The sequence below is a fragment of the Methanorbis furvi genome, from assembly GCF_032714615.1.
Lineage (GTDB): Archaea > Halobacteriota > Methanomicrobia > Methanomicrobiales > Methanocorpusculaceae > Methanocorpusculum > Methanocorpusculum furvi.
In genome coordinates, this window is the sequence record NZ_JAWDKA010000003.1 from 24,220 (window position 1) to 39,220 (window position 15,001).

11 protein-coding genes are annotated in these 15,001 nt (G+C 52.3%); 2 read left to right on the plus strand and 9 right to left on the minus strand.

Annotated features, from left to right (window positions below; all coding sequences use genetic code 11):
* Positions 1 to 292: 292 nt before the first annotated feature.
* Positions 293 to 2,893, minus strand: a complete 2,601-nt coding sequence (locus tag McpAg1_RS02905; protein ID WP_338093797.1) for a valine--tRNA ligase — start codon at positions 2,891 to 2,893, stop codon at positions 293 to 295.
* A 173-nt stretch (positions 2,894 to 3,066) separates the two neighbouring features.
* Between McpAg1_RS02905 and McpAg1_RS02910 the strand changes: the two genes are divergently transcribed.
* Complete coding sequence (locus McpAg1_RS02910; protein ID WP_338093798.1) at positions 3,067 to 3,621, plus strand: flavodoxin family protein; 555 nt, start codon at positions 3,067 to 3,069, stop codon at positions 3,619 to 3,621.
* A gap of 371 nt (positions 3,622 to 3,992) precedes the next feature.
* Here the strand turns inward: McpAg1_RS02910 and McpAg1_RS02915 are convergent, their stop codons facing one another.
* The 3 genes from McpAg1_RS02915 to McpAg1_RS02925 are packed head-to-tail and all read right to left on the minus strand — an operon-like array spanning position 3,993 to position 7,083.
* Entirely contained in the window at positions 3,993 to 5,231 is a 1,239-nt protein-coding gene (locus McpAg1_RS02915) for an ABC transporter permease (RefSeq protein WP_338093799.1), read from the minus strand.
* On the minus strand, positions 5,224 to 5,904 hold the full coding sequence (locus McpAg1_RS02920) for an ABC transporter ATP-binding protein (protein WP_338093800.1): 681 nt from the start codon (positions 5,902 to 5,904) through the stop codon (positions 5,224 to 5,226). Before McpAg1_RS02920 ends, McpAg1_RS02915 begins: the two co-directional genes overlap by 8 nt.
* Before the next feature lie 3 nt (positions 5,905 to 5,907).
* A complete protein-coding gene (locus tag McpAg1_RS02925; protein WP_338093801.1) occupies positions 5,908 to 7,083 on the minus strand; it encodes a COG1361 S-layer family protein in 1,176 nt (391 codons plus the stop codon).
* A 158-nt stretch (positions 7,084 to 7,241) separates the two neighbouring features.
* Here McpAg1_RS02925 and McpAg1_RS02930 point away from each other — a divergent pair, with 158 nt between their 5' ends.
* On the plus strand, positions 7,242 to 7,733 hold the full coding sequence (locus McpAg1_RS02930) for a tetratricopeptide repeat protein (RefSeq protein ID WP_338093802.1): 492 nt from the start codon (positions 7,242 to 7,244) through the stop codon (positions 7,731 to 7,733).
* Between the two features lie 2 nt (positions 7,734 to 7,735).
* Here the strand turns inward: McpAg1_RS02930 and McpAg1_RS02935 are convergent, their stop codons facing one another.
* From McpAg1_RS02935 to endA, 5 genes are all read right to left on the minus strand, one after another.
* Positions 7,736 to 8,833, minus strand: a complete 1,098-nt coding sequence (locus McpAg1_RS02935) for a transglutaminase-like domain-containing protein (RefSeq protein WP_338093803.1) — start codon at positions 8,831 to 8,833, stop codon at positions 7,736 to 7,738.
* A 486-nt stretch (positions 8,834 to 9,319) separates the two neighbouring features.
* Positions 9,320 to 10,933 carry a phenylalanine--tRNA ligase subunit beta gene (pheT, locus tag McpAg1_RS02940; protein WP_338093804.1) on the minus strand — a complete coding sequence of 538 codons (1,614 nt, stop codon included), beginning with the start codon at positions 10,931 to 10,933 and terminating at the stop codon, positions 9,320 to 9,322.
* Between the two features lie 2 nt (positions 10,934 to 10,935).
* A complete protein-coding gene (pheS, locus tag McpAg1_RS02945; RefSeq protein WP_338093805.1) occupies positions 10,936 to 12,360 on the minus strand; it encodes a phenylalanine--tRNA ligase subunit alpha in 1,425 nt (474 codons plus the stop codon).
* Positions 12,361 to 12,362: 2 nt separating this feature from the next.
* A complete protein-coding gene (locus McpAg1_RS02950; protein ID WP_338093806.1) occupies positions 12,363 to 13,619 on the minus strand; it encodes a tryptophan--tRNA ligase in 1,257 nt (418 codons plus the stop codon).
* Positions 13,620 to 13,640: 21 nt separating this feature from the next.
* Positions 13,641 to 14,663: a tRNA-intron lyase gene (endA, locus tag McpAg1_RS02955; protein WP_338093807.1), complete on the minus strand. Its 1,023-nt coding sequence runs from the start codon at positions 14,661 to 14,663 to the stop codon at positions 13,641 to 13,643.
* Between the last annotated feature and the right edge of the window lie 338 nt (positions 14,664 to 15,001).

Consider the following 15,001-nt stretch of genomic DNA (forward strand, 5'->3'; position numbering starts at 1 on the left):
CACTCACCAGCCTACTTTTTTCCAGAAAAAAAGGAACTGAGATCTTTTTGCAATATCATATCGCGTAACTCCTATTTCTGTTGTTGTGCCATGAAAATATTTCGTCGCGATTTTTCAGAAAAATTCCCAAAACGAAACCAACGAAACATTTTGTGAGATCACAACAATTCATTTCCGTGTTGTTCACGTCTGCTCCGTGATGTTTTCTGTGAAAATTTCCGTGCGTTCCGATTTTCCGTGGGCGGAGCCGACGAAGCGGCAAACACGACGAAGCGAAAAAAAGTGAAAACGATCAGGCTTTTCTGATCGTAATGATCGCATCATCAACCATGATCACATCAACCGCCATACCGGAGACCGAGTAAACATACGAAGTGGTCCATGCATTCTCCGGCACCGCAATCTCCTCGCCGTCAGCGACGACAAATGCCGGCGGTGTTATCTTGTCGGCATCAGAAAGTGCGTTCACCGCTGCCATGAATGCGCCCGCCTTTCCGCGGAGCGTTTTGCCGACAACACCCTTGTTGAACACCACATCGCCGACCTTCTTCTCAAGCTTCGGCTCCTCCGCCTTCCAGGTCACCTGAGCATTCACCGTGCGGCCGAGATCGCCTGCATCATCAACATTGTGCGACGGCGTATAGATGGTAGTCTCACCGAGCGGTGCATTGAGGGCAAGTCCTGCATCATGCTTGTACTTGCGGAGCACGCCGACAATATTCACCACAAGATCGCCGTCACGCATCGCGTCCGCATCAGTGTACGAGAAACTGCTCCAGGGATGATCAATAATTCTCGCACCGCCGGAGAGATGGTGGTAACACTCCTGCGCAAAGAACGGAATATAGGGAGAGAGCATCGTACACAGAGCATCCACCGTCGTCCGAAGCGTGTAAACCGCACCGGCGCGGTCAGGGTCCTCGCTGTAGAGTCTGCCTTTCACAAACTCCAGATACTCATCGGCAAGCACATTCCATGCAAAGTCGCGGATCAGCTTCAGACCCTTGTCGAAGAGATAGTTTTCCATAGCGTCCGTTACTTCAGCAATCGTATGTGAGAGGTTTGCAAGCATCCAGCGGTCAATCAGAGTGGACGGGCCGTTTGTTTCCGGAACCGTGGTCTCCTTGTTGATCTGCATCAAGGAGAACCTGACGATGTTCCACATCTTTGTCTGGAATCTGGATGCTGCGACCACATCATTCCAGTTGAACTGAATGTCCTGACCGGTCGAAGAGCCGGCAGCAGCCCACTGACGAAGCGCGTCAACACCGTACGGACCCATGACATCCTCAGGGCCGATCACATTGCCGCGCGACTTCGACATCTTGAACCCGTCCTCGCCGAGCACCATGCCGTTGATCAGAATGCCGTCCCACGGCTTTTCACCGGTGAGCGCGATGCTGCGGAGGATGGTGTAGAATGCCCAGGTTCTGATGATGTCATGTCCCTGCGGACGAATCTGTGACGGGAAGTACGGCGGTCTGCCTGAACCGTCCCAGCCGGTGATGTGCAGATCAGTGATGGATGAATCCATCCAGGTGTCGAGCACGTCGGTTTCGCCGGTGAACGAACTGCCGCCGCACTTCGGGCAGGCATGCTTTGGTTTGTCGATGGTCGGATCGATCGGGAGATCGGCCTCGTCCGGCAAAATCATTTCGCCGCACTGATCACAGAACCAGACCGGAATCGGGGTGGCAAACAGCCGCTGACGGGAAATGCACCAGTCCCACTCCATCTGCTCTGCCCAGTTTTCCAGCCGCTGCAGCATGTGTTCGGGATACCATTTGATCTCGCGGGCTGCTTTGACGATCTCATCACCCTTGACTCTGACGAACCACTGGCGTTCGGAGAGAATTTCGATCGGAGTCTTGCATCTCCAGCAGCCGCCGACACGCTGGTCGATCTGTTTCTGGCTTTTGAGGATGCCGAGTGCTTTCATGTCGGCAAGGATTGCTTCGCGGCATGCCTTTGAGGTCATTCCCTGATACTTGCCGCAGATGGCAGTCATGGTTCCATTGGTGGAGAGCGCCTTGCGGAGCGGGAGGTGATGTTTTTTCCACCAGAACACGTCGGTCTTGTCACCAAACGTACAGATCATTACGGCACCTGATCCGAAGTTCATGTCAACGGCATCGTCGGCGATGATGGTTACGTCGTGACCGAAGATGGGGACGCGGAGAGTTTTTCCAACACTTTCCGTGTACCGCTCGTCATCAGGGTGGACGGCGACGGCGACACAGGCTGCGAGCAGTTCAGGGCGCGTGGTTGCGATCTCCAGTCCGTCGAAGTCGAAGAAGTTGAGGAGCGTGGTTCCTTCGTAGTAGGATACTTCGGCGAATGCGATTGCAGTCTCGCAGCGGGTGCAGTAGTTTACCGGATGCTCGTCCTGATAGATGTAGCCGTCTTTGAGCATGCGCAGGAACGAGAGCTGGGTTTTGCCGTAGTAGTACGGCTCCATGGTGATGTATTCGTTGCTCCAGTCTACCGAGAAACCCATGGTTCGAAGTGACTGGCGCATTGCTGCGATGTTATCTACGGTGAGTTCGCGGCACATGCGGCGGAATTCTTCGCGGGAAACGTCATTTTTGGTGATGTTGTGGGTCTCTTCGACCTTGACTTCGGTCGGGAGGCCGTGACAGTCCCAGCCCTGCGGGAACATGACGTTGTAGCCGGTCATGCGTTTGTAGCGCGCGATGATATCCATGTAGACCCAGTTTAATGCGTGGCCGATGTGGAGTTTGCCGGTCGGGTACGGCGGCGGGGTGTCAATTACGTATTGGGGTTTGTTCGATTGGGTATCGAAGTAAAAATCGCTATCATTCCATTCGCCCAGCCACCGCTTTTCCACGGCGGCAAAGTCGTATGTTTTTGGGAGCTCCTCTGGGAGTGACATCTGCAGTAGTTTTTGTTTTTCTTTCCATTTGATTGTTATGCGAGAGTGAGGTTTTTTCATGGTTGCAACTCAGCGGTAACGATGAAAAGCAGCACGAAAAAAAACCTGACAGCGCAAATGCGGCAGTGTCAGGATACACAAACTAATTACAGATTCCAAAGAAAATAAAAGACATGACAAAAGTTCTCGGCATTTGCGGTTCGGCTGCACCGAAAAGCAGCACAAAGAAACTGATCGAAGCAGCACTTGACGCGGCAAAGACTGCGGGGGCGGAGGTTGAGTTCATTGATGCGGCAAAGATGAATATTCACGGCTGCAAGGGATGTCTTGCCTGTAAAGCGGATCAGGCGAAACTGTGTACGCAAAAGGATGACATGACGCCGCTGTATGCTAAGATCAATGCTGCGGATGCGATTATTATCGGGTCACCGATTTACTTTGGCGAAAACACGGGCCAGATCAAATGCTTCATCGACCGGCTGTATGCATTTATCGGGCCTGAGGGTTCGAGAATGAAGCCCGGGATAAAGACTGCGGCAATTATAACCCAAGGATATGATGATGAAAAGGCGTATGTGCAGTGTGCGAACACGCTTGTGGGCGGCTTTAGTCATTTAGGTGCAACTGCTGTCGAGCCGCTGATCGTGGGCAGCCTGCACACGGCAGATGATCTGAAACCTGAAACGATCGCAGCGGCAAAAACACTCGGCAAGAAACTTGCAGAGTAAAAATACTTTTTTTGTTTGAAGTAACCACGGAATGCACCGAACACACGGAGCTTCACTGAATGCACGGAGAACGCCTGCGGCGCCGGAATGCACGGAAAGATTTCCGAGACAATTTATTCTCTTTTACTCCCTCAAAATATGAAAAATATATTCCGTGCATTCCGGCGCCGCAGGCGTTCTCCGTGCATTTCTGCGAAGCAGTGAGCAGGCCGAAGGCATGTGATTTTCATTTTTCCGTGAAGTTCTGTGTGCTCTGTGCATTCCGTGGTTACTCCAAGCGCGGCCAAAGACAGAAAATCTCAAATAATGAAACTCATCACCGCGTAAGTCCGATTTTAAAAACGAACAGAAAATCAGATCAATAAAAAAAATTAATCCGAAGCCAGTGCTTCCACCGGATTCAGATTCGCCGCTTTCCATGCCGGATACAATCCTGACAGCAGACAGACAACAACGCCGATAATAATACCGTACGGAATGTAGACGAGGACCGCCGGAGTAAACATCAGAGCGATGTTTCCAAACAGCAGACCAATCACCACCGCCGACGCACCGGCGCTCAAGATTCCGCCGATCAGCGCCCCGATCAGACCAATGATAATTGCTTCATACAGAAACATCAGCAGCACCTGACTGCGGAGCGTTCCGATACTGCGCAGAATACCAATCTCGCGGATACGCTCATTCACACTCATCAGCATCACATTGAAGATCGCAATTGCGGCAACCAACAGGGAAATTCCGCCGATAGCCATAAGGAACAGAGAGACCATACCAAGACCCTCCTGCATCGCCGCAGCAAACTGCCGGGCATCAAGGATATTCACACGATCATCCGTCTTGCGGTCGGCACGACCATTCAGCCGCTTCTCAATCGCCTCAACCATCGGATCAAGATTATCCAGATTACCTGTCTTCACCATGGCAGAGTAGTACAGCTTGTGGGTATTTGCCATAGACTCAAACCATGTCGCAGTCCCGACAATCGCCCGATCCGTTGAAAACGTCAGTGACATACCTGAACTTTCCATGATACCAACAACACGCACGGCGGTCGTTGCCCCGTTCTTATCAGTCATCATCAGACGACTGCCGATGCGGAGATCATAATCATCCGCAAGCTTCTGACCAATCAGAACCCCTTCTGTACTGCGGGGAACTTTTCCGCTGGAAATCGTCACAAGATCAGGGATATCACCCGGTTCAAGACCATAAACTGATGCCGAAAACGCATCCTTGCCCGAAGTAATCGACTTACTTCCCTGATACATAGGAATCAGTGAATAGTCACTCGTCACCGTTCGTATCGCGGCTTCAATATCTCGGAGATCCTTGGAAGAGAGACCATTCGCCGAAACTCCGTCCACTATTTTTTCATCAGCTGAATAAATGGTCAGCGAGTTCGTCGAAGACGACAGAATCGATGTCATATCCGAAGAAAACGCAGCACCCATCATACCAAGCGACGTAATCGCAACAACGCCGATAATGATACCAACCATCGAGAGAAGCGACCGCAGAAAATTCAGCCGGAGGTTGCGTATCGAAAGCTCAAAAATAATCGGAGAAATGAGCTTGCCCACAACAGAGGTGGAGGACGTTTTACTCATTCACAATTTCCCCGTCACGGATAACAATTGTCCGGCGTGCATACTTCGCCGTATTTGGATCATGCGTGACCATCACAATTGTCCTGCCTTTATTGTTCAGATCCTGCAGCAGCTCCATAATCTGCTGACTCATCTTGGAATCCAGATTTCCGGTCGGCTCATCACAAAGAAGAAGAGCCGGATCGTTGGCAAGCGCCCGCGCAATTGCCACACGCTGCTGCTGACCTCCCGAGAGCTCAAACGGCGTGTGGGTCATCTTCTGCTCGTCAATGCCTACCATTCCCAAAAGCTCCTTTGGTCTGCCGGTATCATCGCGCTTACCGTATTTGAGAATCATCGGATACTCCACATTCTCATATGCGGTCAGAAGACCGATCAGATTGAACTTCTGAAAAATGAAACCAATCCGGTCACGGCGGTGCTCGGTCAGCTCATCATCGGTCATCTCCTTGATGCTCCGGCCGTCGATGTACATCTCGCCTGATGTCGGCACGTCAAGACAGCCGATCATATTCATCAGTGTTGATTTACCCGAACCTGACGGACCCATGATAGCCACAAACTCTCCTTTCATCACTGAGAAGGTAACGCCGTTTAAGGCATGCACATCGCCTGCCGGCATGTGATAGACCTTATACACGTCGACAAGCTCAACTACAGGAACGTCTGTCATGATTTATTTTTTCCTCAGATCCGTCAGCAGTCCGCGCCGCCATGCAACAACCGCACAGACACCAATCAGAAGAATTACCACAACCGCAGCAACAGCGCCAGCGGGAGATTCGTCACTTGAGGTTGCGTTGCCGGAGACAACAGCGCCGCTCAGAGTCACCTGAACGGTTGACTGATACTGGTTGCCGTCCGCATCCTTGTACGAGACCAGGAGATCAACAACATTGGATTCGGGGTTTGTGAAGGTGACATCAAACTCGGCAATTCCGTCCGGTTCAAGAGAGCCTACCACATAGCTTTCCATAGGAGCGACCGGTGTTGCTTTTGCGGTTGTTACGATGATGGACTTTGCATCCTCAAGTCCTGCGTTGTTGACATCGCCCGTGACCTGATAGTAGGTTCCTTTGTTGGCAATCTCAATATTGTTGAGAATCATCTCTGCGCGGACCTTGCGCTCTCCAAGAGAGACTGGGATCTGCACAGAGTTGGTGTGAAGGTTTTGGCCGTTGCGGTAGCTGACATCAAAGGAGATGTCGGTCGGTTTGTCAACGACTACCGTGAGATTTGCGTCCACATACTGATCAGGATCAAGTTTTCCGACAAAGTAGGTGGTCTGCTTGGAAGAGACGCCATCGCCTGAGACGCTGATCTGAATACCGTTCAGACTGTTTGCACGCGGGTTTCCAACACGTACGGTGACTTTTTCATTTCTGCTCTCGCCAAATGCATCCGGCTGGTCGATCAGTGCGACCGAGAGCTGGGTGTCGTCAACGCGGACGGCAAACGTGTACTTCAGACTGCTGAGTCCTGCGTTCAGGAAATCCAGATACAGCATCGGATAGTAGGTACCGATCTGGCCACGGGAGGTGATCGGGAACGTGAATGTCATTTCATCGCCCGGACCAAGCATGCCCACGCTGTTGTAGGCTTTGGCTTCGGGAGAGTACACTTCGTTCACACCCATAATCAGCGCACGGCCGATGGAGACTGAGGTCGTACCTGAATTTTTAATGACTGCGGTTATTGTTGCGGTATCACCGGGCATGAGGACTTCAGGGTCCATGGTGAGGCTGATTACAGATACCTGTCCGGTTTCTTCGGCGGCAGCAGAGGAGAGGCCGCCAGTGACCAACAGGAAGAGAACGAGTGCTCCGATCAGGAGGGTGTGTGGAAATTTCATTGTTGGGTCTCTTATTTCTCTTGAATGTATAACATGTTTTCCATATTGTGGATGCCCGACAACCCTAATAGCATGCAGAACCAACGAGTTAGTATGAATTCCTGTACCGCCCGTGTTACTGCATATCTGTTTGGCAGGTCTCGTTGCGGAGGATCGTCTTGACCGCTGATGAATTTTTCCGGAACGGTATGAAGGAGTACCTGAACCGCAACTTTGCAGAGAGTGTTGTCTGGTTTTCTCAGGCGATCCAAAAAAATCCTGAGAATGTAAACTATTACTACTACCGGGGAACCGCGTATCAGGAGATGGATGAGTTTGCCAAAGCGGTTGCTGATTATTCCGAGGCGCTAAACCGATTCTCAGGATGTGTGCCGATCCGCTACAACCGTGCAGAGATATGCAGAAAAATGGGACATGCCGACCGGGCCGCAGAGGATCTGACCTACATTATTGTGCATGCCGACAGAGCAAAAGGCGAGGGGCACTGGCTGGCGCTTGCGTATCTGGAGCGCGGGCTTGCGCGTATCGACTGCGGCGATCTGACAAAAGGCCTGGCGGATTTTGGGAAGGCGGAAGGGCTTGCAAAGGAGCTTGATGATAAAATTTTACTCGCACAAATCGCAAACGAGCTGGAAAAAAGCGGGCTGTGAGATCAAAGCTGCATATTTTGTATTTTTGCCGAGACCGATCTTCGGTCGAGGCGGTTGTGCTGAATAAATCCGGCGACTGCGGCGAGACGGTTATACTCGTCAACAGCCGCGTTATACCGCTCAATCTGTTTTGCAAGGCCTGTGACCCTCGCGTTGTGCGAGGCTACGGATTTTTTGTATGAGGCATACTTTGCGGCAAACAGCTCAGCGTCATCGGATAGTTTTGCGGTTTCTGCTTCAAGGCAGCTGAGTGATTCCCGCGAGACGGTGAGCGCTTCTTTGTCGCGGGTGATTTTTTCTTCCTGGGTTTTGATCATCGTCACAAGATCGCCGGTCTCGGATAGTTTTTCTTTGAGGGTGGATCTGACGACGAGAATGCGGGAAATTTCAGTGATGCTGCCGTACCGTTTTGAGCCGTGGCCGACAAAGAACACTTTTGGGCGTGAGGCAAGTACTCGCATGCTGCCATCTCCTGCGGGGAATTCTCCTTCGGCATCACCCACATAGCTGATCGCAGTTGATTCGATCACTGCGCAGCCGCATCCTCGAAAGTCGTAGCCGTCTTGGACCGGAATGCCGACGGCAACGTGATTTTCTGCGGTGAACTGTAGAATGGCGACTGCATATCCTTCGTGTGAGAGAAGGCCTGCAAGAAGCAGGGATTTGTCGCTGCATATGCCGCGGCCGTCAACAACGGTCTCGACGGGAAATCTTGGCGCCCGGTCGATGGAGGCAACTTTTTCGGTGTCATAGGGGATTGACTGCACAAATGCTGCGAGCATTTCAAGATAGTCGTCGTCGTCATAGTTCTGGGCTGACCGGATTTTTCGCATGCCGGACAACAGTGTCCGATAAAAGGAGGTAAGGGAGGGGTCTTCGACAAACGCTGCATAGTAGCCGGCAAGCCAGGCGTCCCCGATGCCTGCGGGGACGCGGGCGGATTTTCCTGATGATTTTGCTCCTTCATAGAGCGAGGCAGGGACTGAGATCGTAAAGCTGTGGTTTAAGTGGCGGAACGGAAAGGTGATTCTGACCGATGTGTCTCCAGAAGTAACTGCCGGAGTTATGGATGGGTAGATCACGTTTTTTGCAGGCCGCATTCTTTTCGTACATTGGGAGTTCGGGAATGTTGAATGTTGTCAAAGAGGAGGTGGGGGTCGTTTGGTTTATCTCAAAGTGGATAGGGAATTACTATGAATAGGAGTTCCGCGGTGTGAAATAACATAAGGAAAGAGAATCCCAAACAATGAAACTCACCGCCACATAACCCCCATATGAAAAAACGATTCTCGCACTACCCTGCCAGTCGACAGTCGACAGTCGACAGTCGACAGTTGATCACACCATTCCAAAAAAATCAGATAGACAAAAACCCCGCGTCTCTCCTTTCGCACGAGAAGTGACGCTCTCCCGCTATCTTGTTGTTTATATATAGAACTAATAAGTAATAAATCTGCACAATTTCCTGATTGAAAAAAACAAAAAAACAAAAAATGAGGGAACCACCCATCCCCCAAAACAGTAATCGACTGTCGACTGTCGACTATCGACTCATGACCACCAATAATCCCTAATCCGAAAAAAAGTTAGAGCAGACCGGAGAGGTCCATCTCAAACGCTGCCACCGGATGCTCAAGACCAAACGCCACCAAAACATCTGGACTGATCTCACCAAACATACCGATCTTTTTTCCATCCACATACACATCGCCGCGGCGGCCGTCCAGAAACGCCGGATCACTTGACTCGCGGACCACATACGCAAGCGACATCATCCGGCAGAACGAATCAACAACCGCATAAATCTCCGAAAAATCCGCCGCATTATGAATCGAAGCTGCCGCCATCTTCGGATACGTCACAAGATTTTCCACCACATCGCCGCAGGCGAAAATCTTCTGCGGCAGCTCGCGTGACCGGTTCAGGGAAAGCGAATCCATCAGCATCGGCAGAATATCAGTCCTGATGATCGTCTGATCCTCACTGATCGGATGCAGCACATGAAGCGCCGCAGGATTTTCCGGCCGATTCATCATCTCATACGATACCTTTCCGCTCGTCAGCGTAAACGGCGTATTTTCCGTGTAGGACATACCGATCATGACATTTCTTACAAGGCTGTAAATCTCCTGAACCGGATGAGGCTTGCCGACCGTAAACGTCGGCGGCAGGCTTGCCGGAATCTTATCATACCCGTACGCAATCGCCGCATCCTCATAGATATCATGATCATGCATGATATCTGCACGGTAACAGGGAATCGTAACGCGGACATGATCAGCGTCCGCCACCTCAGCGCCGAACCGCATCCGCTCAAGAAGCCCCTTCATCTCTGAAGCATCAATACTGATGCCGACAAGAGCATTGCACTCAGAAACCGAAACCGTGCGTTCCGCAGGAGCAAGAGTCGGCACAGCCGTTCCTTCCACATCCACCGACTCAACAGTTGCGCCCATCTCAACCATTGCGGCACAGATGATATTGACCGCAACCATCACCGCACGCGGCTCAGTTCCGGTTACATCCAGCAGAATATTTCTGGTCGCTTCAGTAACACGGGTCAGTTCTCCGTTGATGATTGGCGGGAACGAACAGACATTGCCCTTCGCATCAAGAATCAGCGGAAAGAGCGGCAGGTCCTCGACAATCTTTGCGTAGGCTTTTCCCTTCGGATGCTCGGCAAGAATTGTGTCCATCGTCATAGGAGTGTCGTAGTCAAGCGGAACGAAACTCGTCGACCGCTCGGCCGCGACATAGGAGAACGGGCCGGTGATGGTGTCAAGATCATGCACACCGATAGCGACCTTTTTACGGCCGCGGCCGACCGCCCAGTGCAGGGACTCCTGCAGGCCCATCAGCGACTCAATCATCGCATTGTCCATTCTGACATTTCTGATAACCGCTGAGCCGAGATAGGGACGGATGTTCTTCAGTTTTGGATCGACCGAGAACTTCATTCCTGACGGTTTCACCGAGTAGGTCGGAAGGCCGGTTTCGATACCAAGGTATCCCCGCATTGCTCGCGCGGTTCCTTCCGCGCTGTAAAGATCAGGGCGGTTTGGGAAAAACTGAACATCAGTCTGGTCCGCCTCTTCGCGTTCCACTTCAGAGCCCATCATCGGCAGATTGTCGCGGATGGTTTTGATATCGGTCTTCGTCAGCCGTTCAAGATAGGTATTATTGAGTTTTACGACCGGCATGGTTACACCCTCCGAACCGGACTCGCACGAATCCAGTCAATGTCACTGCGGTAAAGCTGGCGGAGATCTTTGAGACCCATCCGCAGCATCGAGACACGCGACACGCCAAGTCCCCATGCGAGGACCGGACAGTCGATGCCCCACGGAGCGGTGACCTCTTTTCTGAAGATACCTGCACCGCCAAGCTCGACCCAGCCGAGACCGTCGACCCAGACCTCGGGTTCAACGGATGGCTCGGTGTACGGGAAATAGCCGGGCCGGAACCGGACCGACTCAAAACCCATTCTGCCGAAAAATTCTTTGAAAAATCCAAGCAGGTGACCAAACGTCAGGTCCTTGTCCATGACGATTCCTTCCAGCTGCTCGAACTCCGGTAAATGCGTCGGGTCGATCGTCTCGCGGCGATAGACGCGGGAGATGGAGAATGCCTTGACCGGCGGGTTCGGATTTTTGGCAAGATGCTGAATCGAGAGCGAGGTGCTGTGCGTCCGAAGAACACATTTTCTGGCAATGTCAGGACTCCAGTCGCCGCCCCATCCGGTTGAACCGGTTTGGCCTCCGGTCATGTGGATGTTTTTGATCTTTTCCCAGTCGGTTGGGAGGTCCATTTCTTCAGCGAGGTGGAACGTGTCCTGCATTTCGCGGGCCGGATGGTCCTGCGGCTGGTAGAGCGAGTCAAAGTTCCAGAATGCGTTCTGGACGATCGAGCCATGGAACTCGGTGAATCCCATCTCAAACAGAAGCGTACGAATCTCATCGAGAATCTGCTGGTTCGGGTGCACGCGGCCGCCGTAGATCTTTTTCGGCAGCTTGTCCACGCTGTAGCGGCGTAGCGGCAGCGTTTTCCACTCGCCTGAGAGAATCTGTTCGCTGGAGAGTGTGCCAATCTCCTCACGGAGATCAAGACCCGCAGCGACGACTGCCGTGCCCGCAGGCGTGATGGAGACTTTCCACGAGACGCTCTCGAGAACTTCGGCAAGACCGCGCTTGACCAATTCTTTGCATCCTTCGGTTCCTGCGACCGGATTTTTCAGCGCGATTTCATCCGCTCCTTCGGATACGTCCGCTGCCTTGGTGACGACTCCTTTGTCAATGACAATCCAGTTTTTCTTGCGCAGCCAGCCGACGGCAATCTTTGACAGCGGGTGTCTGGTGAGTTCCGCCATCGGGATCGAACCCTCGATGCTTGCAAGTACCTGTCGCTCGGGCAGCCCTTCGGTCGCATACTTTTTTCCTTCCTCGGTCAGGACGGCGGTCTCGACGACCGTTTTGTCAAGAGTGACCAGACCGCGGTCTGCACACAGATGCGCCCACTGAACGACTGCTCCCTCAGGAGCATCAAGTTTTTCTGCGAGCGTGATCGCGTCCGCAGATTTGAGTTCTGCAAGCACGGCAAGCACGCGTTTTTCATTGATTGTGAGATCCATTGTTACCACTCCACCATGTGAGCCACTTCGTCGCGTTTTTCCCTGAACTCAGCAAGGAACGTGCGGACACGTTCAAGCGTCTCCTTCTTACAGGTTCCGCACATGAGTTCTCCGGCCTTGCAGGCGCGGCACATCTCGGCAAGTTCAGCGTCGTTTTCCTGCATATGGAATCTGTTCATCTGATAAATCGAACACTTCTCCGGCTCGCCTCCGAGTTTTTTCTGCTCTTCGAGTGTCTGGCGTCCTCCGGTGAGTGCGCCCATGATCTTTTTCTTGACATCCTTGTCGGGATCGTCAAACCAGACCAGACTGTCCGGGACGCTGGACGACATTTTGCCGCCCTGCAAACCCTGCAAAAAGCTGTGGTAGGTTGCAGACGGCAGTAAAAATCCGAACCCGCCGAACTCCTGCTCAATTCCGCGAACAATTGCGTCGGTCTCTGCAAGAGTGTGGCCTGCCGGGAGATCAACATGGGCTTCGTATTTTTTCGAACCAACAAACCGCTTCGCCACCGCATCAATCGCACCTTCGGGAGCGTTCTTTGATCTGATGCTGATATGGGTTCCGCGGTCTTCGACGAGAAACATTCTTAGAGAGTTCGTCACATCGCGGGTCAGCCGGATGTGCGGGTCCTGATCGATGCCGACCGGAACAACGGTCGGTGCAATCCCTGCAACCAGCTGCGGGTAGAGAATGTCTGCAACCTGCATGGAAACGCTGACCGCGTGGGCGAGTTCCGTCTCGGGCCCGAATCCGTAGATCGCCGACAGCTCTGAGAAGTTGATCTTTGTTGCTGCTTCAAATGCGAGATCCTTGAGCTGATTATTGCGGCGCTGTGAGTATATTTCGCCTTCAAACCCGAGCGCATACAGGCATTCCATGTACTCGCGGGCGTACTTGTCGCAGACATCCCATGAAAGACCGCGGACAGCATGTGCTTCGCGGTCTGCCATGGAGATAAATCCCCTGCCGCCCTGCTGAATGTGCCAGACGACCTCCTTCATCACCATCAGGTGACCGAAGTGCGGATGACCGCTCGGCATAAAACCGGTCAGCACATGGAACGGTTTTTTCTCTGCCATTGCGTCCGCAACTGCGTCGTAGCCGCGGTGGCCAGCAACGATGTCGCGGCGGATAAAGACCGGCTGGTTTTCGATTTTTTCTTTTACCGGTGCAAACGGTTCAATACCGAAGTCGGTAATCAGCCGGTTGATATCCATTTTGGGTGTACTTGACCAGGGGTTAATCTGTTCTGCCATAAATCTCACGATTGTTTTATGTTATAATTTCATACGGGCGAATTCGATGAAGACCATGTCAGCGTCGTCAATGACTGCGAAAAGCATCTTCTTTTTCACACTGTGGGCGAGACGGACCGAGCGGGAGATGAGACTCATCGGCATGGTAAGGTCGTGCGGGCATGCATGCACCAGCATCTCGGAGTGTTTGCCCTCCTCGGTGTAGACGCGGAAGTGATGACCGTACTTGTAGCCGGTCCTTGGCGAGTAGCCGATGCTGCGCAGATGCCGGTAGACGATCATTTTGTCGGTGAACTCAGGGTCATAGGCCGAGGCATGTTTTTCATACTCAGCAGCTGTCATCTCCGGCGATAGGGATAGTTTTCCGATCTCAAGGAGCCAGCAGACCTCGGCTGGTGCGAGGAACAGGCGTGATGCGTCAAGCATCGTTCCGCACCAGAACTTTTTCAGTGTCTCGGTAATTCCTGAGCCGTCCTCGACAACATAGGCGGGCGCGCCTGCAAAGATCGCGCTGGCCGGTGGAAGATCATCTACGCGACAGGATGACTCCTCTTTTGCTGCTGGTTTACTGATCCGAATCTCATAGTAGGTCAGTTCATGTTCGTCGTCAACGACTGCGAGGAGGAACTGTTTTCGCATGTTGGATGCGGCCTGTGCTTCGCGCAGGACAACTGAGAGGTCGACCATGTCGCGTTCGGAAAGTACCCGCAGCAGATATTTTGACTGACCGTGTCCCGGGCGCTGACCGCGGGGAAAAATGCGGTAATCCTGCGGACCTGTTGTGACTACATAGCCGCGCTCGCGAATGTCGCGATAGACGATGAAGCTGCGGAGAAATCCATGGTTTGCGGCATTTGCCGAGAGGAGGTGGTCAAATGACCAGCCGTCGATCTCAATTTTTCCGCGCGCAATAAGGTAGAGGGCCTCCTCTACGGCAAGCCGGAGTTTTCCGGTCTTTTCTATGCGCCCATAGCCGCTCTGCTCATAAAAGACTGCGGCCTCCTGAGGTGCCTCAACTCTGGTGCCATCGAATTCTGCCTTCACGCGGGTAATAGTTTGTTTTCTGAAATCATTAAAGAAGTCGTCTCAACGTTTTTACATTCATCATTTTGAGGTAAGCAGATCTTTGGCCTGATCGCTACTCCGTCCACGGAAAAACGGTAAACAAGTCTTTGGCATGGTTGCTGCTCCGTCCACGGAAAAACGGAACACACGGAAATATCACAGAAAAAAAAACATCACGGAGCAGACGTGAACAGCACGGAATTCGAAAATAATTCATTTCTGTGATGTTCACGTCTGCTCCGTGATGTTTTTTTTCGTGTGTTCCGCTTTTCCGTGGGCGACTCGGAAATAATAATGTAACATCCAGCACTCCACAA

What these genes read in the sequence shown, in the direction of transcription:
- McpAg1_RS02905 (WP_338093797.1), bottom strand. Translation starts at nt 2,893, where the DNA reads ATGTCACTCCCAGAGGAGCTCCCAAAAACATACGACTTTGCCGCCGTG.
- McpAg1_RS02910 (WP_338093798.1), top strand. Translation starts at nt 3,067, where the DNA reads ATGACAAAAGTTCTCGGCATTTGCGGTTCGGCTGCACCGAAAAGCAGC.
- McpAg1_RS02915 (WP_338093799.1), bottom strand. Translation starts at nt 5,231, where the DNA reads ATGAGTAAAACGTCCTCCACCTCTGTTGTGGGCAAGCTCATTTCTCCG.
- McpAg1_RS02920 (WP_338093800.1), bottom strand. Translation starts at nt 5,904, where the DNA reads ATGACAGACGTTCCTGTAGTTGAGCTTGTCGACGTGTATAAGGTCTAT.
- McpAg1_RS02925 (WP_338093801.1), bottom strand. Translation starts at nt 7,083, where the DNA reads ATGAAATTTCCACACACCCTCCTGATCGGAGCACTCGTTCTCTTCCTG.
- McpAg1_RS02935 (WP_338093803.1), bottom strand. Translation starts at nt 8,833, where the DNA reads ATGCGGCCTGCAAAAAACGTGATCTACCCATCCATAACTCCGGCAGTT.
- pheT (WP_338093804.1), bottom strand. Translation starts at nt 10,933, where the DNA reads ATGCCGGTCGTAAAACTCAATAATACCTATCTTGAACGGCTGACGAAG.
- pheS (WP_338093805.1), bottom strand. Translation starts at nt 12,360, where the DNA reads ATGGATCTCACAATCAATGAAAAACGCGTGCTTGCCGTGCTTGCAGAA.
- McpAg1_RS02950 (WP_338093806.1), bottom strand. Translation starts at nt 13,619, where the DNA reads ATGGCAGAACAGATTAACCCCTGGTCAAGTACACCCAAAATGGATATC.